Origin of the sequence: Buchnera aphidicola (Aphis gossypii), assembly GCF_013394915.1 — a bacterium.
Classification (GTDB): Bacteria; Pseudomonadota; Gammaproteobacteria; order Enterobacterales; family Enterobacteriaceae; genus Buchnera; species Buchnera aphidicola_AZ.
The window spans coordinates 239,594-262,797 of sequence record NZ_CP056771.1 but is presented as its reverse complement, the minus strand read 5'-3'; the positions used below and the strand labels follow the sequence as shown (position 1 = coordinate 262,797).

Below are 23,204 nucleotides of genomic sequence, written 5' to 3'. Positions count from 1 at the left end.
TTAGGCTAAACGTGGATTAATTTTATCTGCATTGATATTAAATTTAATAATTGCATCTTCTACTACCTGTTGATTCATTTGATTTGATTTTACTAATAAACTTAAAGCAGCTAAAACTATATAATGGGCGCTAACTTCAAAGTGATTGCGTAGTTTTTCACGGCTATCTGATCGCCCAAAACCATCTGTACCTAATACAAAATACTCTTTTGAAGGAATATAATTACGTATTTGCTCTGCAAACAATTTCATATAATCAGTGGCTGCAACAGCAGGAGCGGAATTCATAACTTTTTTTATATAGGCAATTTTCTTTTCTTTTTTCGGATGCAACATATTCCACCTTAAACACTCTTCTCCATCTCTAGCTAATTCGGTAAAAGAAGTTACACTATAAATATCAGTAGTAATAGAATAATCATTAGATAAAATTTCAGCAGCTTCACATATACAACGTAAAATAGCTCCAGAACCCATTAATTGTATTTTTAATTGAGTAGAATATAATGTTTTTAATTTATAAATTCCTTTGCAAATTCCTTTTTCTATTCCTTTAGGCATAGCTGGCATGTAATAATTTTCATTGATTGTAGTAATATAATAATATATATTTTCTTGTATAGGTCCGTACATTCTTCGTAACCCGTCTTGTATAATAACTGCAACCTCATAAGCAAAAGAAGGATCATAAGAAATACAATTTGGTATTGTTAAAGACTGTATATGACTATGGCCATCTTCATGTTGTAAACCTTCACCATTTAAAGTTGTTCTTCCAGATGTGCCACCGATTAAAAAACCTCTTGCTTGTTGATCACCTGCAGCCCAAAAAAGATCACCAATTCGTTGAAAACCAAATATTGAATAATAAATATAAAAAGGAATCATAGGAAAATCATTAGTACTATAGGAAGTTGCAGCAGCAAGCCAAGATGAAGCGGCTCCTAATTCATTAATTCCCTCTTGCAATATTTGTCCTTTTTTCTCTTCTTTATAATATGCTAATTGTTCACGATCTTGGGGAACATATTTTTGTCCATTAGGACTATAAATTCCAATTTTTCTAAATAAACCTTCCATTCCAAAAGTACGCGCTTCATCAGCAATAATAGGTACAATTAAATGTTTAATAGAATCATTTTTTAAAATTAAATTCAAGACTCGAACAAAAGCTATTGTAGTGGAAATGTGTTTATTTTGTTCTTCTAACAACGATTTAAAATCTGTTAAATCTGGAAGATTTAATTTTTGAGTAAATCTAGATAAACGAAAAGGAATATAACCGCCTAATTTTTTTCTTTGATTCTGCATATAGCAATATTCTTTAGAATTTTTTTCAAAAGTAATATAAGGTAATTTTTCTACTTCTTTATCAGATATAGGAATGTGAAAACGATTTCTAATATACATAATCCCATTCATATTTATCTTTTTTATTTGATGCGCAATATTTTTACCCTCAGCAATCATGCCCATACCATACCCTTTTATAGTATGCGCTAAAATAACTGTAGGTTTTCCTTTAGTTTTTTTTGCTTGTACTATTGCATTAAACATTTTTTTAGGATCATGACCACCTCGATTTAAACTCCATATCTCTTCATCTGTCATATTTTCAACTAATTCTAATGTCTCTTTATATTTTCCAAAAAAATACTTTCTAACATAAGCGCCATTTTTAGATTTAAATGTTTGATAATCACCATCTATTGTTTCATTCATTAATTGAATTAACTTTCCAGTTTTATCTTTTTTTAATAAAATGTCCCATTTCCCACCCCAAATTACCTTGATTACTTTCCATCCTGCTCCATAAAAAAAACTTTCTAATTCATTTATAATTTTACCATTTCCTACAACTGGTCCATCTAATCTTTGTAAATTACAATTAATTATAAAAATTAAATTGTCTAGTTTTTCACGAGCCGCAATAGAGATAGCTCCTTTAGATTCTGGTTCATCCATTTCACCATCACCTAAAAAAGCATAAACTGTTTGTTTAGAAGTATTTTTTAAATCTCGATTATGAAGATATTTTAAAAATTTAGCTTGGTAAATAGAAAATAAAGGACCAAGTCCCATGGAAACAGTGGGAAATTGCCAAAAATTAGGCATTAATTTAGGATGAGGATAAGAAGATAATCCATTTCCATCAACTTCTTGTCTAAAATTATCAATTTGTTTTATAGATAAACGTCCTTCTAAAAATGATCGTGCATAAATTCCAGGAGAAATATGACCTTGAAAATATACTAAATCACCTCCATCATAATGATTTTTAGCGCGAAAAAAATGATTAAAACAAACTTCGTATATAGTAGCGGATGATTGAAAAGACGATAAATGACCGCCTAATTCTAAATTTTTTTTTGATGCACGCAATACCATCATAATAGCATTCCATCGAATGGCAGAACGAATTTTTTTTTCTAGAATTAAATCCCCGGGGTATTCAATTTCATCTTGCTCGTTTATAGTATTAATATAATTACTAGTAAAAAAACATTTAAAAAAATCTGATTTATTTATTTGAGATCGTTCTAAAATTTTTTCAATTAAAAAACGAGCTCTTCTAATACCTTCTTTTTGGATAACAGATTCAATTGATTGTACCCAATCATTAGTTTCAATTGGATCCACGTCATCATATAAATTTTCTGACATGGTACAAGTTCCTTATATATTATTTTTAATAATAAAATTTAAATTAAAAATATTAAATGAATTATTACTGAAGACATAATAAAATTTTTCTAAAAAAAATTTTGTCTATTTTACAAGTAATGAATTATTAATTTATAAAAAAAATCAACAAAATCAACTATAAATAATTAATTTTATTGATTTTATTATTTTAAATTTTTTAAAATGATATATAATTGATATCAATATGTAAAATCATTAAAAACACGGTTTTCTTGCTCATTTACTCTTATAAAAGTAGTTCTCTTAGTTAACTCTTTTAATTTTTGAGCACCTACATAAGTACAAGCAGATCGAAGGCCCCCTAAAATATCTCGTACAGTTATATCAACATTTCCACGAAAAGGTATTTTCACTATTTTACCTTCTGAAGCACGATATCCTCTTATCTTCCCTGAATAACGCTTCATGGCTGAAGTAGAACTCATACCATAAAACAACATGAATTTTTTTAAATTTTCTTTAATAATTTTTCCTGCACATTGATAATGTCCTGATAACATACCTCCCAACATTACAAAATCTGATCCACCTCCAAAAGCTTTTGCAATGTCACCAGAAACAATACATCCACCGTCACTAATAATTTGACCATTCAATCCATGTGCAGCATCCGCACACTCTATAATGGCTGAAAGTTGAGGATAACCTACACCTGTTTTTATTCTTGTAGTACAAACTGATCCTGGTCCAATACCAACTTTAACTATATCGGCTCCGGATAAAATTAGTTCTTCAACCATTTCTCCAGTAACGACATTTCCAGCACAAATAATTGCATTGGGATATGCATCTCTTACTTTTTTTAAAAAAGAAACAAAGTATTCAGAATAACCATTAGCAACATCAATACAAATATATTTCAATTTAGAAGATAATGATAAAATTTTTTGAATTTTTAAAAAATCTAAATCAGATGTTCCAATTGATACAATGACATGTTCAAGTGTTTTTTCTGTTGATTTACTCACAAACACTTTCCATTCATCAAAGGAATAATATTTATGTATCGCAGTTAAAATCTTAAAACTTGACAAAGAAAAAGCCATTTCAAATGTTCCAATTGTATCCATATTTGCAGCGATAATCGGAATACCAGACCATTTATTATGAGCATACTTAAAAGTAAAAGAGCGAATAAGATCAACTTCAGAACGACTTTTTAAAATAGACCGCTTAGGTCTGATTAAAACATCCTTAAAACCTAATTTAATATCTTCTTCTATGCGCATTTAATTGATTTCCTAAAAATCATTATGTATAGAACATATAACATAATATTGTTAAATATTAGATGTTATTATTGAAATATTGTATATTTTAATTAAAATAATAAATATTTTATATACTAAAAATAATTTAAATAAAAAATAATTATGACTTATATTGTAGCACTTACTGGAGGCATTGGTAGCGGAAAAACTACTATTTCTAATAGCTTCAAAAAAATAGGTATAAATATCATTGATACTGATATTATTGGAAAAAAAATAATAGAAAAAAATATAAAAATATTTAATTCTATTAAAAAAAAATTTGGAAATAGCATATTAAATTCAAATCAGTCAATAAATCGAAAACTACTTAGAAAATATGTTTTTCACGATAAACAAACTAAATTATGGTTAGAAAATATATTAATTCCTGAAATTTATAAAGAAAGCAAAAAACAAATAAAATCTGTAAATTCCATTTGGTGTTTATGGGTCGTTCCATTGCTGATTGAAAAGAAACTAGATAAAATAGCAGATCGAGTTCTTTTAGTTGATGCACCTGTAAAAACTCAAATAAAACGCATAATGATAAGAGATAAAATTAGCTTATATCAAGCAAAAAAAATAATTTACCAACAAACTAATAGAAATAAAAGAATTTTAATTTCAGATGATATTATTTTAAATGGGAATAAAAACATAAAAACGTTGGATCAATATGTTTATTATTTAAACTATTTTTATACATATTTATTTAATAAATATAAACTAAAAAATTATAAAACACCAATTTTTAAGAAAAATTATTTAACTAAATTATACTAGTTAATATCAATATTTACTCAGTGTTTTTAATTTTTTTATTACAATAAAATTAGCAGTTGGAAACTTTTTAAATTTTAATCTTTTCAAATCAATCCAGATATAATTATAACCTTCTTGGCTAAATGGTCTACCTTGCCATTTTTTAATTATAAAAAAATATAATTTAATTTTCTTAAAAAAAAGTTTTTTGACTTGAAAAAGTTGAAATTTTAATATTTTTATTCCTACTTCTTCTAATAATTCACGTTTTAACCCGCATATAATATTTTCATTTTTTTTTATTTTTCCACCGGGAAATTCCCAAATATTTTTCTTATATTTCATTTTATTTGCTTTAGTAATATAAATTTTTTTTTTTAAAATAATTCCAATTGCTACTTTTTTATAATTCATAAAATATAATATAAATTAAAATAATATATCTATATTATACAATTATATAATACCATGACAATATTTATACTTTTTATTAGAACCACAAAAACATAATGTATTCCTTCCAATTTTAACATCATCTAATGATTTATCTGAATTTTTTTTAAAATTAAAATATTTTTTTGCATCGGATACATTTAATTTACTAAGAAAAGATATAACTTCATATTTAAGAAATTCTAACATGCTAGAAAACATATTAAAAGATTCTCTTTTATATTCTTGTTTAGGATCTTTTTGCGCATAACCACGAAGATGAATTCCTTGTCTTAAATAATTCATGGCTGATAAATGATCTTTCCAAAGATCATCTAACGTTTCCAACATAATAGCTTTTTCTATAATTCTAACATTAGAACCGCCTATTAAAATTTCTTTATCTTCATAATTTTTTTTCGCAATGTTGACAACTTTCTCTATAATGCTATCGACAGTTAAATTAGAGTCTTTGTTTATCCAATCTGAAATAGATATATATATATTGAATTCAATGTTTAATTTATTTTCTAAATCCAAAACTTTCCAATTATTTTTCCCAACTTTTTTATTAATGTGTTTTTTTATAATAGAACTTAATACATCTATTAAAATATCATTAATAATCCTTTTTATATTTTCTGAATTAATTAACTTATTACGTTGAGCATAAATTATACGACGTTGTTCATTATAAACATCATCATATTCTAATAATTGTTTTCTGATATCAAAATTTCTGTTTTCTACTTTTTTTTGAGCATTTTCAATTGCTTTAGTAACCCAAGGATGTTCGATAGCCTCATTTTTAGAAAGTCCTAATTTCCGCATCATATTAATAATTTTTTCGGATATAAAAATTCTCATTAACGAATCTTCCATAGATAAATAAAAACGAGAAGAACCACTATCTCCTTGTCGACCGGATCGCCCTCTTAATTGATTATCAATGCGACGTGATTCATGGCGCTCAGTACCAATAATATGTAAACCACCAGACGATACAACTAAGTCATGTTCTTTTTTCCATCTTATTTGTGCTTTTTTAACTTCTTGCAAAGACATTTTTTTGTTCAATTGAAAATCTATACTACCACCTAAAACTATATCAGTACCTCTTCCAGCCATATTAGTAGCAATCGTAACCGATTTAGCTTTTCCAGCCTGAGCTATAATTTCAGCTTCTTTTGCATGAAATTTTGCATTTAATACATTATGTTTAATTTTTAAATCCTTTAGCTTTTTCGAGATAATTTCAGATTTCTCAATAGATACTGTTCCGACTAAAACAGGCTGATTATTTTGAACACATATCTGAATATCTTTTAAAATAGCATGTATTTTTTCTTTCTCAGTCATATAAACTGAATCAGGCATATCCTTCCTAATCATTGGTTTATTCGTAGGTATAACAATTGTATCTAAATTATAAATAGAGCTGAATTCAAATGCTTCGGTTTCTGCAGTACCTGTCATACCTGCTATTTTTTTGTATAAACGAAAATAATTTTGAAATGTAATAGATGCTAAAGTTTGATTTTCGTTTTTTATATTAACTTGTTCTTTAGCTTCTATTGCTTGATGCAATCCATCTGACCATCTCCTTCCTGGCATAGTTCTTCCTGTATGTTCATCTACGATTATGACACTTTGATTTTTTACAAGATAATCTACATCTCTAATAAATAATGTATGAGCACGTAAAGCTGATATAACATGATGCATTAGTATGATGTTATTAGAGGAATATAATGATTCACTGCTCTTCATTAATTTTTTGTTGATTAATAATTTTTCAATTTTAATTAACCCCCTCTCAGTTAAGTAAATTTGTTTTTCTTTTTCATCTACTGAAAAGTGACCTTGTCCTTGAAAATCATCAGAATCTTCTTTTTTTTGAGCAATTAATAATGGCACTATTTTATTAATTTCTTGATATAAAAATGAACTATCTTCTGAAGGTCCTGAGATAATTAAAGGTGTTCTAGCTTCATCTATTAAAATAGAATCTACTTCATCTATTAATGCATAATTCAATTTACGTTGAACTCTCTCTTCATTAGAGAAAACCATGTTATCTCGCAAATAATCAAATCCATATTCATTATTTGTACCATAAGTAATATCGCAAGAATAGGCGTATTTTTTTTGAGAAAAAGACATATCAGATAAATTTAAACCTACTGTTAATCCAAGAAATTCAAATAATAAAGAGTTTTTTTTAGCATCTCGTTCCGCCAAATAATCATTCATCGTAACTATATGTACACCTTTCTTAGACAAAGCATTTAAATAAGCTGGAAGCGTTGATGTTAAAGTCTTTCCTTCTCCTGTTCGCATTTCTGCAACACATTGTTTATTTAAAACTATTCCGCCAAGAATTTGAACGTCAAAATGGCGCATGTTGAAAACACGTTTACTTGCTTCTCGAACAGTAGCAAAAGATTCTACTAATAAATTATTTAAAGATTCTCCTTTTTTTAATCGCAATTGAAATAATTTTGTATTCTCTTTAAGCTGAATATCAGAAAATTTTTCGAAAGTTTTTTCTAAATAATTAATTTCAGAAACAATTTTATTGTATTTTTTTAAAATACGATCATTATAATTTCCAAAAATTTTCTTTAAAAATTTAATTAACATATTATATTTCTCAAATTATATTTTTATTTTAATTTAGCAATTTTTATATAATTTATAATAAATAAATTTATGTATTTTAAAACATTCATTAAATTCTATATTTATTAATTGAAAAAAATTACAAGTAAATGTATATAAAAAATAATTTTATTTAAAACAAAAAATTTTTTTATACTTACTATTTTCCTAGTATTATTAAGTATGTTTTTATTATGTAAATTCTGAGTATTTAAAACCATATTGGTCTCGATTCTGTATGTTTATCGTTTTTTGTGGAATAATTTTTTATTATTATTCATACAAACCAACTATTTACTAAATTATTTGTAATACCAGTTTTTCTAGTTAAAGATAAATTTTCAAATAAATCATCTAAAAATTTATCTGTTCGAAAAGTGATAAATTTTTGCATAGCATATACTGTTAAATATAACGCTTTAGAAGAGACTGTTTTTTTAGATTGCACTAAACTTTGATATAGTATCTTTTTATCATCAAAAATGATAAATCTTACTAAAGATGAGAATGACTTATATTCTTGGTTTGAAGAAATTTGAAAATCTTGAGCGCTTTTAATAGGTGTTAAATTAATAGATCCTAGTGAGATAGAAGAAAGACGATTTAAATATTTCTTAGAAAAATCTAAATGAATCCAATTTTCTATCAACGAATCTAAACCTTTGTATAAAATGAAATTAACTATGGGTATATTGATATAATGAGTTAATGAATCTAAAAGAAAAACTCGTTTATTAAACTGATAATTATTATTTTTAGGTGTACAATATGTATCATCTTCTAGATTAATTGAAACAGGATAATTAGATACCCAGATATTCAAATGATATTTTTTATGATTAAATAAAAATTTTAAGTAAATCAATGGTTTATATAAAAAATCAATAAAACGACGAACTTTTAAAACACATTTATAAGCGTATAGCATTAAATAAAAACTACTAACTAGAGCATTGATATCAACGATAGATTTATCTACTATAATTGTTTTAATCTCGAAATCTTTTAATTTTTTTTTCTTTTTTAATTCAGGTATGCTTACCTTTGTAGTTTTTCCAAAGAAATTGTGAAATAAATTCTCTAAAGTAGTGAATATTCTTAAATCTGATAAGGTTTTATCTTGATTTTTTAATTTTTCTTTTACTTCTATTTGAAAAAGTTGTAAAAAGTTTGAATTTTCTAAAATAAAAAATTTTAAAGGTCTTTTAAACAATTGTAAATAAGTTTTTTTTTCAATTACGTCTTGATGATAAAAATTTAATAAAACTAAATTTCTTCTATTCAAATCTAGTTTTAGATTGCGCCAAGAAATATATAAAGAAGCACTTTTAACCATATCAACTATTAAAACATATTGATCCAAATTTAATTTATCAATTGGTAGGCCACAACAATAAAGACTAGCAAGTGAAAAACCTTGAATCTGTTCATCACCATCTTGCCATAAATAGACTGCATTTAAATATGACTCTAAAATACAATCTTTCTTATAAAACGAATCTAAAATTAACACCATATACATTTCGTTTATTTTTCTCCATACCGAACAAGCATTTGTCAAAAAAAGATTTTAACTAACGGTTGGTTTACAGTACCACCTTTTTATATTTTTTTGCTACAATACTAACTAATATAGAACTCATAATAGATGATGTATTAATACCGTCATTGTTATAAAAATTTCTATCTTCAATTGCTAATAACGTTTCAATTAACACCATAGAATAATATTTAATCGAAGAACAATACGTTATTCCTTTTAGAGGAGTTTAGTATGCTAATTAATTTTAGCTCTAATCGAAAAAAATTAAAATCACCATTATTTTCAATATTTTGAGTTTTTAATAAAGAATTTTTATTAAAAACTAATCTTATATAAAGTTCGTTTTTATTAATATCTATCAAATTAAAAAACGATATATAAATTCTATATTTTTATCTTTTACACTGTATTCAAAAAGTAACATAATTCTATTAACTTTTTTATATATTGTACTTTGTAGAAAAATTTTAGTTTTTTGAAAAAATAAACTGCCTGGTTCTAAATTTATTATTCAACTATATATTAAAGCAGGAAAATTCTATACTTTAACATTTATCAAATAATTGATTTTAATGTATAAAAAAACCACAAAAAATGATTAAAATCAACGTTAGAATGAAAATTTTTTGATGATTTTATTTTTTTATTCATGCATATTAAAAATTTTATTGATTTAAATATTTTATATTAAAAAATATATTTTTTAAAATTAATACAAATTTTACAAGTATATTTTACTTTAGAAATCATTATTATATTTTAATAAAAAATCTTTAAATTTTGGTAAATTAAAATAGTCTGGATACTGAACGGATAATAAATATAAACCTTTAGCTGGAGCAGTAGGTCCCGCATAACTTCGATTTTTTTTTTTTAATAAGTTTTTCATCATATTTTCTTTTTTTATGAAGTTAATTTGTATTAAAGAACCAACAATATTGCGAACCATATGATATAAAAAAGAATTTGCTGTGATATCAATAACAACAAAATCATTAACAGAATAAACATTAATTTTTTTAATTTCTCTTTGAGCTGAATCAGATTGACAACCTAATGCTCGAAAAGAAGAAAAATTATGATTACCTAATAAACACTGTGCTTCAGAGTGCATTTTCAAAATGTTTAACTTTTTATAAACATGACTCGATTTTTTATATAAAATACTAGAACGGCAAATAGAATTATAAATTAAATATCGATAACTTCGTTTAATAGCGCTATGGCGAGCATGAAAATGACTAGGAACTTCTAAAGCCCATTTTATTGAAATATTTTTAGACAAATAAGTATTCACCCCTACTGTCCAAGCATGTTTGCTTCTAATAGAAACAGTTTCAAAATGAATAACTTGTCCTATGCTGTGCACACCAGCGTCAGTTCTTCCAGCACAAACAACATGTACTTTATGATTCGCAATTTTAGATAAACACCGCTCTATCTCTTCTTGGACAGAATCACAATTTTTTTGACGTTGCCAACCATGGTAATATTCTCCATCATATTCTACTCCTAAAGCAAATTTTTTTATTTCTTTCTCTATCATTTGAAATCATCCTTTTCATATATCAGTAGTTCAAGTAAATTTTAATCTATAAATCTATAATTTTATAAAAAGATGTTTAATTAAAGTTTGTGTTAAAATCAAGATTAAATAATTTCTAAAAAATATTCTACTTATTAAAAAAACATTTACAAAAAAATAAAACATATTACATATAAAATATTTATAAATTATTTATAATATATACTTACTGAAAAAAAGAATAATATCTTTTGCATTTTAAACTAAAATTTTTAATTGGAAAAAATTATGGAAAAAGAAAAACAAAAAAAAAAATCTTCTTTGAATGTTCTTTCTATCGCTGGGCTAAAACCTTATCAAAAAAAAACAGATGAACAATATATGAATAAAAGTCAAATGTTACACTTTAAAAAAATTCTTGAAACATGGAAACATCAATTAAAATTTGAAGTTAATCATACTTTACTTTATATACAAGATAAATCGACTAATTTTCCAGATCCTATTGATAGAGCAGCGCAAGAAGAAGAATTTAGCTTAGAATTACGAAACCGAGATAGAAGTCGAAAATTGATTAAAAAAATTGAAATTACTTTAAAAAAAATAAAAAATAATGATTTTGGTTATTGCAATTCTTGCGGAATTGAGATTGGAATACGTCGATTAGAAGCCAGACCAACTGCAAGTTTATGTATTGATTGTAAAACATTGGCAGAAATCAGAGAAAAACAAATGGCTGGTTAGTATATATAGAATAGGATATTCGATTGATATATCAAATTATCTCGAGTATCCTTTTCAATTTATTTATATTTACATTTACTTTTAAAACTTAGGTCTAATATGACATATATTAATATTTCTACATTACAAAACTGGAAAAACAAAAAAAATAAATTCGCAGCAATCACAGCATATGACTTTAGCTTTGCTAGATTATTTGAAAACGCAGGAATTCCAGTTATACTTGTCGGAGATTCTCTTGGTATGACAATTCAAGGTCATGATTCAACAATACCTGTTACAGTTAAAAACATCGAATACCATACAAAAGCAGTTAGAAAAGGTGCGCCAAATGTTTTTTTAATATCTGATTTACCATTTATGTCTTATTATGAAATTAGCCAAGCACTAAAAAATACTTCTAAAATTATTCAATCCGGTGCTAATATGGTTAAAATAGAAGGCGGAAAAAATTTAGTTCATATTGTTAAAGAATTATCGAATCATTCAATATTAGTATGCGGACATATAGGGCTAACACCGCAATATATAAACTTTTTGAGTGGGTATAAAATTCAAGGAAAAACTGAAAAAGGTGCAAACAAAATTATAGAAGAAGCTTTATCACTGGAAGAAGCAGGAATTAAAATGCTAGTATTAGAATGCGTGCCTGCAATATTATCAAAAAAAATAACCGAAAGATTATCTATCCCTGTAATTGGAATAGGAGCTGGAAATCACACCGACGGACAAATACTAGTAATGCAGGATTTATTAGGAATTACTGAAGGAAAAAAATTAAAATTCACAAAAAATTTTCTTTTAAATAACGGCAGTATTCAAAATGCAATTAAGGCGTATATTCATTCCGTTAAACAAGGTATTTTCCCTGATAAAAAACATAGTTTTTAAAAAGTTCAAATATTAAGAAATGAGAGCATTATGCACATAATAAAAACAATAGATTCTTTATATAAAAAAATTCAATTTTTTAAAAAAAAACAAAAGAAAATAGGATTAGTTCCTACTATGGGCAATTTACATAAAGGCCATATAAAATTAATTTTACTAGCTAAAAAATATGCGGATATTGTTATTGTAAGTATTTTTGTTAATCCTATACAATTTGATAGTGCATTAGATTTAAAAAAATATCCTCAAACTTTTCTAGAAGATTGTCTAATATTGAAGAAAGAAAAAATAGATATTTTATTCGCACCTGATATATCTGAAGTTTATCCAGATGGTATAAAAATGCATACATATATAGACGTTCCTAAGCTATCTAAAACTATTGAAGGAAAATCACGACCTGGACATTTTACAGGGGTAACAACAATAATTGGGAAACTATTTAACTTAATACAGCCACACTTTTCATTTTTTGGAGAAAAAGATTATCAACAATTATTGATCGTAAAAACTCTTGTTAAAGAATTAAATTATCCAATAAATATAATTAGCGTACCTACAGTTCGCTTGGAAAACGGATTAGCTTTTAGCTCGAGAAATAAACATTTAAATGATTTAGAATTCAAGAAAGCACCTTTTTTATACAAAATTATAAAAAAAACAATCAATATTATTATACAAAATAATGGTAAAAAAATATATGAAATAATTTGTTCTTCAAAAATATCTCTGAGGAAAAAAGGATTTCTAGTTGATATATTTGATGTATACAATTCTGAAACGTTAGATGTTTTCTCTAAAAAAAGCAAAAATAACATCATTCTTGCGTCTGTGTGGTTAGGTAAAACTCGACTCATTGATAATGAAAAGTTTATATTACTGAATTAAAAAATTTTTTTATTTCTGAAATACTACTTTTCCAATATATGGTAAATAACGATAACATTGAGCATAATCTATTCCATATCCAACCATAAATTCATCAGGTATAGAGAAACCTATAAAATCAACATGAATGTTTACCTCGCGACATTCAGGTTTATCTAAAAGTGTGCAAATTGATAAAGATTTTGGATTTCTTAATTTTAAAATGCCTAACACTTTACTCAAAGTTTTTCCAGAGTCAATAATATCTTCAACAATTAATACATTTTTATTGTAAATATCTTCATCTAAATCTTTTATAATTTTCACATCTCCACTAGATACAATTCCACGTCCATAACTAGAAGTAGTCATAAAATCAACTTCATGCTCAATTTGAATATTGCGACACAAATCTGCTATAAACACAAATGAACCACGCAATAAAGCAATTAATATCATTTTATTTTCACTATTTCTGTATTTTTTCGTAATTTCTTCTCCTAATTCACGTACACGAACACCTAATTCTTCTTTAGAAAAAATTACTTTAATAGTATGTTTCATAATATTAACTAAGTTTTTAATTTAAATTAAATTTTATTATACTAAAAATCAAATAATTGATCTGTATTTAAAATAAAAGTATTTATAATAAAAGATTTCAATATGAAATTGAAAATTAAATATTTATTTTTTAACTATTGCAATGATAATAATCATTATGTTATAAAAATTATTATAATACTAATAATACTACATATAATTATTTTATTTTATTCTACATTTTAAAATAAACACTTTTAAAACATCAATATAAATCCTTAATAAAAACATTATTATTCAGAATAAGATCATAAATAAAAAAAATTCATAATGATAAATTATTTATCTAATATTATTTAAAAAAAATAAACTAAATTTATGATAAAATTAAAAACATATAAGTTATACTAACAATAAAAAATTTAAATATATTTTCAATTACAAATCTAATTCTTATTAAAAACTACCTAATAAAACAATTAAATTACTTTGAACATTTATTAATTTTACCTTTTAAGGTATTACAGGAGAATATTAATATCTATTTATAATCTTATCTTAATAGAATCACTATTCTAGTTTGCTATAAATGAACTTATATATAATTTAGGAGTAATATATTTTAATAAAAAATTAATTATAAATAATATAAATTTTTTATGAAATAAATTTAAGGATTCATAAAATATGAAACTATTAAAATTCGGCGGAACTTCATTAGCTGATGCAGAAAAATTTTTATATGCATCTGATATTATAGAAAAAAATAAAAATCATGAGCAAGTTGCAATAGTTCTTTCTGCTCCAGCTAAAATAACCAACTATCTAGTGAATATTGTCGAAAACGATATTAACATCAATCAAGTATTAGAACAAACTGAACTTGCAGAAAATATATTTATTAACATTATAAAAAATATCAAAAAAATACAATCTTGCTTTTTATATGAAGAAACAAAAGAAATAATTAAAAAAGAATTTAATCAATTAAGAAAAATTATATATAATTTCACATCATTAAAGAAATACCCTGAACATATACAATCCATTATAATGTCTCGTGGAGAAATACTTTCCATTGAGATTATGAAAAATATATTAATATCACGATCTCATTTAGTGGATATTATAGATCCTGTTAAAAATATTATAGCTAAAGGAAGTTTTTTAAATTCTACAGTTGATATACAAAAATCTAAAAAATGTATTAGTAAAATAAATATAAAAAATAATCACATTATTTTAATGGCAGGTTTTATTGCAGGAAATGAGAAAGGCGAATTAGTAATATTAGGGCGTAATGGATCAGATTATTCTGCAGCAATATTAGCTTGTTGTTTAAATGCAAATTTATGTGAAATATGGACAGATGTTGACGGTGTTTTTACTTCAGATCCGAAAAAAATATTTAATACTTGTTTATTAAAATCAATATCATATGAGGAAGCAATAGAACTATCTTATTTTGGAGCAAAGGTATTGCATCCACGTACCATTAAGCCGCTTAAAGATTTTAATATACCATGTATTATTAAAAATACTTTTAATATTAAATCTAAAGGTACATTAATTTGTAAAAAAAACAATTATGACGTAAATATTCTTAAGGGCATAACTAATCTAGATGACATTGTAATGTTTGCCATACCTAGTAACTTGACGCAACAGAATGACAATCTAATTTCAATTATATTAAATTTATTTAAAAAAGAAAATATTAACATTATATTAATTACTCAATCATCAAAAAATAATTTTAATTTTTGTATTTCAGAAAAAGATACACGAAAAGCGTTATTATTACTAAATAAATTATATCAATTAGAATCAAAAGATAAATCGTTCAGCGATATCAATATAATTAAAAATTTATCTATATTATCTATAGTTGGTTCAAATATTTTTCAAAAATATAATATTACCTCAAAAATTTTTTCATCTTTAGGAAAATCTAAAATTAACATTCTTGGCATTGCTCAACGATCTTCAACGCATTCTATGTCAGTAGTAATCAAAAGAAAGAACGTTTTACAAAGTATACAAACTATTCATGATGAATTATTTCATAATAAACAAATTATAAATGCTTTTTTAATTGGCATTGGCGGAGTAGGTAAATCATTAATTGCGCAAATATTAAAACAAAAAAATTTTTTAAAAAATAAAAATATAGAAATTAAAATTCGTGCTATTGCAAACTCTAAAAAAATATTGTTTTTAAATGATTCAATTGAATTAAAAAATTGGAAAAAATATTTTAAAGCATCAAAAGAAAAGTTTAATCTTGAAATTTTAAATAAATTATTAAAAAATAATTATTTTGTAAATTCTATTGTAATTGATTGTACTTCTGATGAAATGTTATCTAAAGAATACACTAACTTTCTTTCGAAAGGATTTCATGTTGTTACATCAAATAAAAAAGCTAATACTAGTTCATTAAAATATTATAATGAAATTAGAGCTACTACATTACAAGAAAATAAAAAATTTTTATATGAAACTAATGTTGGAGCAGGATTACCTGTTATACAAACATTACAAAATTTATTTTATACAGGTGATAATTTGATCTGTTTTAAAGGTGTATTATCTGGGTCTCTATCTTTTATATTTGGTAAATTAGAAGAGAATGTTTTATTATCAGATGCTACTAAAAAAGCTAAAGATTTAGGTTTTACAGAACCAAATCCATACGATGATTTATCAGGTATTGATGTTGCTAGAAAGTTGTTAATTTTAGCACGCGAAGTGGGATATGAAATAGAGCTAGAAGATATTGAAATAGAACCGATATTACCTGAGTATTTTAAAAAATATAAAAATACTGAAGAATTTTTATATAAACTAAAAGAAATAGATTCTACTTTTTCGGAAAAAGTAAAAAAAGCAAGAAACTTAGGCAAAGTGTTACGTTTTGTTGGAACAATAGAACAAGGAGGGAAATGCTCAGTAAAAATCGAAGCAATAAATAGCAATCATCCATTATATAAAGTTAAAAATGGCGAAAATGCACTGACATTTTATACAAATTATTATCAACCGATTCCTCTTGTATTAAGAGGATATGGTGCTGGTAACAATGTTACTGCTTCTGGAGTATTTTCCGACCTACTACGTACAATACTATAAACGTCAGTGTGGAGCACAGTAATGATTAAAATTTACGCACCAGCTTCTATTGGTAATATTGGAGTTGGATTTGATATTTTAGGTGCAGCTATCAAACCAATAAATGGTGATTTATTAGGTGATTGCATAACAATAAAACTATCAGAAGAATTTCAACTGTTTAATAAAGGAATTTTTTCCAATCAATTACCGGTAAATAATGAACAAAATATTGTCTGGAAATGTTGGTCTAAATTTTGTAATGTAATAAAAAAAAATATTCCAGTTTCTATCATTCTAGAAAAAAATTTACCAATTGGATCAGGACTAGGATCTAGTGCTTGCTCTGTTGTTGCTACCTTAGTTGCGATTAATGAAGCTTGTAATAATCCATTAAATTCAAAAGATCTACTATTGCTAATGGGCGAAGTAGAAGGGGAAATATCGGGAAGTATTCATTATGATAATGTAGCACCATCTTATTTTGGAGGCCTTCAATTAATACTAGAAGATACTGATATAATTAGTCAAAAAATACCAAACTTTAAAAATTGGTTATGGATAGTGGCTTGGCCAGGAATAAAATTATCTACTGCAGAAGCAAGAAAAATTTTACCTAAAAAATATACAAGAGATATTTGCGTTAAAAATAGTCGTTGTTTAGCTAGTTTTATTCATGCCTCATATACTGAACAGTCTAATTTAGCAGCAAGATCTATGAAAGAGTTTATAGCGGAACCATATCGCAGCAAATTACTACCTAATTTTTTTAAAAACAAAGAAAAAATTAAAAAATTAGGAGCTATCAGTTGTGGTATATCTGGTTCGGGACCAACTATTTTTGCAATTTCAGAAGATATTGAAATTGCTAAAAAAATATCTTTATGGCTGGAAAGAAACTACCTACAAAACAACACAGGATTTGTTTATATTTGTTATATAGATGCAAAAGGTGTTCGAAAAATAGGATAATAAATGAAACTTTATAACTTAAAAAATCACAATGAACAAGTTAATTTTGAAACTGCTATAAAACTTGGTCTAGGACAACAGCAAGGATTGTTTTTTCCAGTAAAAATACCAAAAATTACACCTTTTGAATTATCAGAAATTCTGAAAATGAATTTTATTACAAGAAGTACCGAAATACTTTCTAAGTTTATTGATGGTGAAATATCTAAAACAAAATTATATAAAAATGTAAAAAAAGCATTTTCATTTAAAACACCATTAAAAGTCTCAATTAAAAAAAATATAAGTTGCTTTGAATTATTTCACGGTCCAACATTAGCATTTAAAGATTTTGGAGCCCGTTTTATGGCTCAAATGATATTTTCTTTAAAAAAAGAAAACGAATCTTTTACTATTTTAACTGCAACGTCAGGAGATACTGGTGCTGCAGTTGCTCATGCGTTTTATAAAATGAAAAATATTCGAGTAATTATTTTATACCCAAAGGGGAAAATCAGTCTATTACAAGAGCAATTATTTTGTACATTAGGTGAAAATATAACAACTATATCGATTAATGGAAGCTTTGACGATTGTCAAGATTTAGTAAAAAAAGCTTTTGATGATAAAAAATTAAAAGAATTAATAGGTTTAAATTCTGCTAATTCTATCAATATAAGTCGATTATTAGCACAAATATGTTATTATTTTGAAGCTTTTTCATTGATTTCAGAAACACAACGAAAAAATTTAGTTATCGCTGTTCCATGTGGAAATTTTGGAAATTTAACAGCGGGACTATTGGCAAAATCTCTTGGTTTACCAATTAAATCTTTTATAGCGTGTACCAATGAAAATGATACTGTTCCAAGATTTTTAAAAAGTAAACAATGGAAACCTAAGAAAACTATATCTACGATTTCTAATGCCATGGATATTAGCCAGCCAAATAATTGGCCAAGAATAGAAGAATTATTTCGTAGAAACAATTGGAATTTAAATGATTTAAGATTTGGAAGCGTTTCAGATCATAGTACTAAAGAAGCAATAAAAGAACTTTTCAAATTAGGATACACCTCTGAACCACATGCTGCAATTGCATATCGCTTGTTAAACAACCAACTAGAAAAAGATGAATACGGTTTATTTTTAGGAACAGCTCATCCATCTAAATTTAAAGATACTGTTGAAAAAATTTTAAAAAATAATATTACCTTACCAGATGAAATTAAATATAGAGTTAATTTACCATTATTATCTCACAATATAAATCCAGATTTTAATAAATTGAAAAAATTTTTATTGAAAAAATAAAGAGTTAGAGAGGATAATTTTCCTCTCTAAAGAAAAAAATAAATTGAAAAATATCATAAGCTTTGCAAATGATTAAATTGTTTTAAACATTAAATAAAAAATTAACAATATCTCCATCTTGAATTTTATAATCTTTTCCTTCGATCCTAAATTTACCTACTTCTTTAACTTTTACTTCGCTTTTATATTGAATAAAATCTAAATACTGAATAATTTGAGCACGAATAAAACCTTTACTAAAGTCACTGTGAATTTTATGAGCAGCCTGAATACTTGTGCTACCATTAGATATAGGCCAAGCATGAATTTCTTTGGTACCAACTGTAAAAAAAGTTATTAAATCAAGTATTTTATAACCACAGTTAATGATTTTATTTAATCCTAAATCTACTATATTAAAAGCTTTCATAAAATCTTTTTGATCTTTTTTATTCATTTTAATTAAATCTAATTCTAAATTAGAAAAAATTGGAATAACTAAAGAATTATCTTGTTTTGCTATTTCATTTAATTCATTTAAAAAAGTTAAAGATTTTTTATCTTCATTAATATTTGCAATATACATCGTTGGTTTTAAAGTTAAAAAACGAAAATCATTAATTATGTTTTTTTCTGTTTCATTTAATTTCAAAGTTTTTAACATTAAAAAATTTTTTAAATGATTCATACATTTATTTAAAACAATTAATTTTTTTTCTGTTTCTTTAGTATTGTATTTTAAATTCTTTTTTAGTCTTAATATAGATCTTTCACAAGTATTAAAGTCAGATAATATCAGTTCAGAATTAATTATATCTACATCATTTTTAGGTTTAACATCATTATAAACATGACTAATATTGTCGTCTTTAAAACAACGCACGACATGTGCAATAGCTTGAGTATCTCGAATATTACTTAAAAATTGATTTCCTAAACCTTCACCTTTAGATGCTCCTTTAACTAAACCAGCAATGTCTACAAATTCTATATATGCATGTACTATCTTTTTTGCGGAAATAATTTTAGAAAGCTCATGGATACGAGTATCGGGTACTGAAACTATTCCAATATTTGGTTTAATAGTACAAAATGGAAAATTTGCAACAGCAGAATTCCCTTTAGTTAAAGCATTAAATAAAGTAGATTTACCTACATTTGGAAGCCCTATAATACCACATTTAAAACCCATACTTTTATATACCTTAAAATAAATAATTTTATTCTAGATGCAAATAATAAAAAATTTTTTATCTAATTAGAAATATTATTTAATAATATCAGTGTTTCTCTTACAGCATACTGAATAGATATATCAATTAAATTCACTTCTTCAATTGTAGGGTCTGAAAGCACAAAAGATGATATTTCTTTTTTATTTTTTGGTCGACTAATACCAATTCTAAATCTATAAAAATTTATTTTTTTGTTAAAATAATTGATAACACTTCTTAAACCATTATGACCACTATGCCCATAACTATATTTCATCTTTGATTTTCCACACTCTAAATCCAAATCATCATGCGCTACTAATATTTCATTTAAATTAATATTATAAAAAGAAGCTACTTTATATATCGCGCTACCATTAAAATTCATAAAAATATTAGGTATAAACAAACGAATATTATTAGAGTGTATATTGACAGAAGCAATAAAACCAAAAAATTTTTTTTCTTCTTTTAATAATATATTTAATTTTTTTGCTAAAGCATAAATATACCAAGAACCTAGGTTGTGACGTGTATTATGATATTTATTTTTAGGATTAGATAACCCTGTAATCATTTTAATAATACTCAAAAAATAATCCTTTAATATTTTATTAAAACATATAATATTGAATATTATATGTTTTAAAATATAAATTTAAATATTTTATTTGTTAAAAAACGTAATTAATAAAAATTTTATCTTTGTAAACGACTATCTATTTTATCCCAATTGACTACATTCCAAAATGCTTTAACATAATCTAGTTTTCTGTTTTGATATTTTAAATAATATGCATGCTCCCAAATATCTAAACCTAAAATAGGATCACCATAAGTATTAGATATTAACTTTCCCATTAATGGATTATCTTGATTAGAAGTAGATACTATATTTAACTTTCCATCTTGATTCACTAACCAAACCCAACCTGAACCAAAATGTTTCATAGCAATTTCTTCAAATTGCTTTTTAAAAGATTCAAAAGTTCCAAAACTTTTTTCTAATTCTAATTTTATATTTCTATTTAATAATGTATTAGCTTTTAAAGATTCCCAAAAAAAACAATGATTTATATGTCCGCCAGCATTATTACGCAATACGATTTTATTTTCTAAACTGATTTCATTAAATATAGACATTAGCTCTTCAATTGAAAGAGAAGAAAAAGCTGTATTTTCTAAAATAGCATTAGTGTTGTTAATGTAATTTTGATGATGTTTTGTGTGATGAATTTTCATTGTTTCCTCATCAAAATAAGGCTCTAATGCATCATATGAATAAGGCATAGAAGGTAAAAGATAAGTCATTTTTTTTTCCTATTGTAACGTATAGTTTATATAAAAATTAAATTAAAAAATTTCATTTTAAATTTTGTATTAAATTATAGTACAATTATTGCGTAATAAACAAGAATGATAATAAATATATAAAATGGTATTTTAAAAATATAAAAATTAAAAAATCAATTTTTTTCAATAAAAATAACAGTTTTTTTAAATGAGATGTAAATGTCTATAACGCAAGAATTTAATTTATTAAGTAATCGGTTTCGTAATTTTTATCCTGTTGTTATTGATATTGAAACAGCTGGTTTTAATCCAAAAACTGATGCATTATTAGAAATTGCATTAATAACATTAAAAATGGATAAATTAGGATGGTTACATATAGAAAATACACTTCACTTTCATATTATACCTTTTAAAGGCTCTATTATTAATTCTGATGCGATTGCGTTTAATAAAATTGATCCATTTAATCCATTACGTGGTGCTATTAGTGAAAAATTAGCTATTAAATCAATATTAGATGTAGTAAACAAAGGAATAAAAATAGAAGGCTGCAAAAAAGGTATTGTAGTTGCGCATAATGCTAGTTTTGATCATAATTTTCTAATGTCTGCAATACAAAGAGTTCAAATTAAACAAAACCCTTTTCATCCATTTGTTACATTTGATACTGCAACATTAAGCGCGTTAGTAGTTGGAGAAACAGTTTTAGCAAAGGCATGTAAAGCCATTGGATTAAAATTTGATAATAACCAAGCTCATTCTGCTCTCTACGATACGTTACAAACTGCAAATCTTTTTTGTGAGCTAGTTAATCGTTGGAAATACTTAGGTGGGTGGCCGGTGAATAAAAAAAATAGCTCTTCTCAAAATCATAATAATCTTTAAAAATTATCAAAAGATATGATATTAATAATAAATCTATTATTAGATATCATATCTTTTATTAAGCTAATAGGATAAATTAAACATTATTTTTATGCTTGTTAACTGCTTTAGATATTATCTTCTGTAACTCTCCATCTTGCAACATTTCCATTATAATACTACAACCTCCTATAAGTTCACCATCTACCCATAACTGAGGAAATGTAGGCCAATTCGCATACTTAGGTAATTCTCTCCTAATATCTTCATTTTCCAAAATATCTACATATGCAAATTTTTCTCCACATACCGATAAAGCTTGCACAGCTTGAGCAGAAAATCCGCAGCTAGGAGCTTCTGGCGTTCCTTTCATATATATTAAAATAATGTTTTTTTTGATTTGATTTTCTATTTTTTTAATGATATCCACGCGTTGCTCCATTTTAAAATTCATAAATCTAAAAAATATTAAAATAACTTTCAAAGTTTAAATGCTTTTTAAAATATTTTATAGACAAGTTTATTTTTTTTTGTAATACTTAGATGGT

Annotated in this window: 20 protein-coding genes; 8 read left to right on the top strand and 12 right to left on the bottom strand. The window is 25.1% G+C overall.

The window, feature by feature from the left end; translation table 11 throughout:
* Together aceE and HU701_RS01250 are read right to left on the bottom strand one after the other, a co-directional pair.
* Positions 1–2,664, bottom strand: a complete 2,664-nt coding sequence (gene aceE, locus HU701_RS01255) for a pyruvate dehydrogenase (acetyl-transferring), homodimeric type (protein WP_178919106.1) — start codon at positions 2,662–2,664, stop codon at positions 1–3.
* Between the two features lie 221 nt (positions 2,665–2,885).
* On the bottom strand, positions 2,886–3,935 hold the full coding sequence (locus tag HU701_RS01250; RefSeq protein ID WP_158346206.1) for a GMP reductase: 1,050 nt from the start codon (positions 3,933–3,935) through the stop codon (positions 2,886–2,888).
* A 144-nt stretch (positions 3,936–4,079) separates the two neighbouring features.
* On the opposite strand from HU701_RS01250, the gene coaE reads away from it, so the two are divergent.
* Complete coding sequence (gene coaE / locus HU701_RS01245; RefSeq protein ID WP_178919103.1) at positions 4,080–4,742, top strand: dephospho-CoA kinase; 663 nt, start codon at positions 4,080–4,082, stop codon at positions 4,740–4,742.
* A 6-nt stretch (positions 4,743–4,748) separates the two neighbouring features.
* On the opposite strand, the gene HU701_RS01240 is transcribed toward coaE, so the two are convergent.
* The 5 genes from HU701_RS01240 to truA all read right to left on the bottom strand — a co-directional run bounded on the left by HU701_RS01240 (position 4,749) and on the right by truA (position 10,903).
* Positions 4,749–5,135: an NUDIX domain-containing protein gene (locus HU701_RS01240; RefSeq protein ID WP_256868551.1), complete on the bottom strand. Its 387-nt coding sequence runs from the start codon at positions 5,133–5,135 to the stop codon at positions 4,749–4,751.
* A 42-nt stretch (positions 5,136–5,177) separates the two neighbouring features.
* A complete protein-coding gene (secA, locus tag HU701_RS01235; protein ID WP_158346203.1) occupies positions 5,178–7,796 on the bottom strand; it encodes a preprotein translocase subunit SecA in 2,619 nt (872 codons plus the stop codon).
* 295 nt (positions 7,797–8,091) lie between these two features.
* Positions 8,092–9,330, bottom strand: a complete 1,239-nt coding sequence (locus HU701_RS01230) for a transglycosylase domain-containing protein (protein WP_256868550.1) — start codon at positions 9,328–9,330, stop codon at positions 8,092–8,094.
* A 70-nt stretch (positions 9,331–9,400) separates the two neighbouring features.
* Positions 9,401–9,535 carry a transglycosylase domain-containing protein gene (locus HU701_RS01225; protein ID WP_178919099.1) on the bottom strand — a complete coding sequence of 45 codons (135 nt, stop codon included), beginning with the start codon at positions 9,533–9,535 and terminating at the stop codon, positions 9,401–9,403.
* Positions 9,536–10,096: 561 nt separating this feature from the next.
* On the bottom strand, positions 10,097–10,903 hold the full coding sequence (gene truA / locus HU701_RS01220) for a tRNA pseudouridine(38-40) synthase TruA (protein ID WP_178919096.1): 807 nt from the start codon (positions 10,901–10,903) through the stop codon (positions 10,097–10,099).
* A gap of 267 nt (positions 10,904–11,170) precedes the next feature.
* Here truA and dksA point away from each other — a divergent pair, with 267 nt between their 5' ends.
* From dksA to panC, 3 genes are all read left to right on the top strand, one after another.
* Complete coding sequence (gene dksA / locus HU701_RS01215; protein WP_158346197.1) at positions 11,171–11,626, top strand: RNA polymerase-binding protein DksA; 456 nt, start codon at positions 11,171–11,173, stop codon at positions 11,624–11,626.
* A 99-nt stretch (positions 11,627–11,725) separates the two neighbouring features.
* On the top strand, positions 11,726–12,517 hold the full coding sequence (gene panB, locus HU701_RS01210; RefSeq protein WP_178919094.1) for a 3-methyl-2-oxobutanoate hydroxymethyltransferase: 792 nt from the start codon (positions 11,726–11,728) through the stop codon (positions 12,515–12,517).
* 30 nt (positions 12,518–12,547) lie between these two features.
* A complete protein-coding gene (panC, locus tag HU701_RS01205) occupies positions 12,548–13,405 on the top strand; it encodes a pantoate--beta-alanine ligase (RefSeq protein WP_178919092.1) in 858 nt (285 codons plus the stop codon).
* Positions 13,406–13,414: 9 nt separating this feature from the next.
* Here panC and hpt read toward each other — a convergent pair whose 3' ends face one another.
* On the bottom strand, positions 13,415–13,948 hold the full coding sequence (hpt, locus tag HU701_RS01200; protein ID WP_158346191.1) for a hypoxanthine phosphoribosyltransferase: 534 nt from the start codon (positions 13,946–13,948) through the stop codon (positions 13,415–13,417).
* Between the two features lie 666 nt (positions 13,949–14,614).
* Here hpt and thrA point away from each other — a divergent pair.
* The 3 genes from thrA to thrC are packed head-to-tail and all read left to right on the top strand — an operon-like array spanning position 14,615 to position 19,303.
* Positions 14,615–17,059 carry a bifunctional aspartate kinase/homoserine dehydrogenase I gene (gene thrA, locus HU701_RS01195; RefSeq protein WP_178919090.1) on the top strand — a complete coding sequence of 815 codons (2,445 nt, stop codon included), beginning with the start codon at positions 14,615–14,617 and terminating at the stop codon, positions 17,057–17,059.
* Between the two features lie 21 nt (positions 17,060–17,080).
* Positions 17,081–18,010, top strand: a complete 930-nt coding sequence (thrB, locus tag HU701_RS01190; protein ID WP_158346187.1) for a homoserine kinase — start codon at positions 17,081–17,083, stop codon at positions 18,008–18,010.
* A 3-nt stretch (positions 18,011–18,013) separates the two neighbouring features.
* On the top strand, positions 18,014–19,303 hold the full coding sequence (gene thrC / locus HU701_RS01185; protein WP_178919088.1) for a threonine synthase: 1,290 nt from the start codon (positions 18,014–18,016) through the stop codon (positions 19,301–19,303).
* Positions 19,304–19,385: 82 nt separating this feature from the next.
* On the opposite strand, the gene ychF is transcribed toward thrC, so the two are convergent.
* The 3 genes from ychF to HU701_RS01170 form a co-directional block, all read right to left on the bottom strand.
* Complete coding sequence (gene ychF / locus HU701_RS01180) at positions 19,386–20,474, bottom strand: redox-regulated ATPase YchF (protein ID WP_158346183.1); 1,089 nt, start codon at positions 20,472–20,474, stop codon at positions 19,386–19,388.
* Positions 20,475–20,536: 62 nt separating this feature from the next.
* The gene (pth, locus tag HU701_RS01175; RefSeq protein WP_178919485.1) at positions 20,537–21,073 is read right to left on the bottom strand and encodes an aminoacyl-tRNA hydrolase; all 537 of its coding nucleotides are present in this window, start codon (positions 21,071–21,073) and stop codon (positions 20,537–20,539) included.
* A gap of 122 nt (positions 21,074–21,195) precedes the next feature.
* A complete protein-coding gene (locus HU701_RS01170; protein WP_178919086.1) occupies positions 21,196–21,807 on the bottom strand; it encodes a Fe-Mn family superoxide dismutase in 612 nt (203 codons plus the stop codon).
* Between the two features lie 201 nt (positions 21,808–22,008).
* Between HU701_RS01170 and rnt the strand changes: the two genes are divergently transcribed.
* A complete protein-coding gene (rnt, locus tag HU701_RS01165) occupies positions 22,009–22,677 on the top strand; it encodes a ribonuclease T (protein WP_178919084.1) in 669 nt (222 codons plus the stop codon).
* A gap of 76 nt (positions 22,678–22,753) precedes the next feature.
* Here the strand turns inward: rnt and grxD are convergent, their stop codons facing one another.
* Complete coding sequence (grxD, locus tag HU701_RS01160) at positions 22,754–23,086, bottom strand: Grx4 family monothiol glutaredoxin (protein ID WP_178919082.1); 333 nt, start codon at positions 23,084–23,086, stop codon at positions 22,754–22,756.
* Positions 23,087–23,204 lie beyond the last annotated feature (118 nt).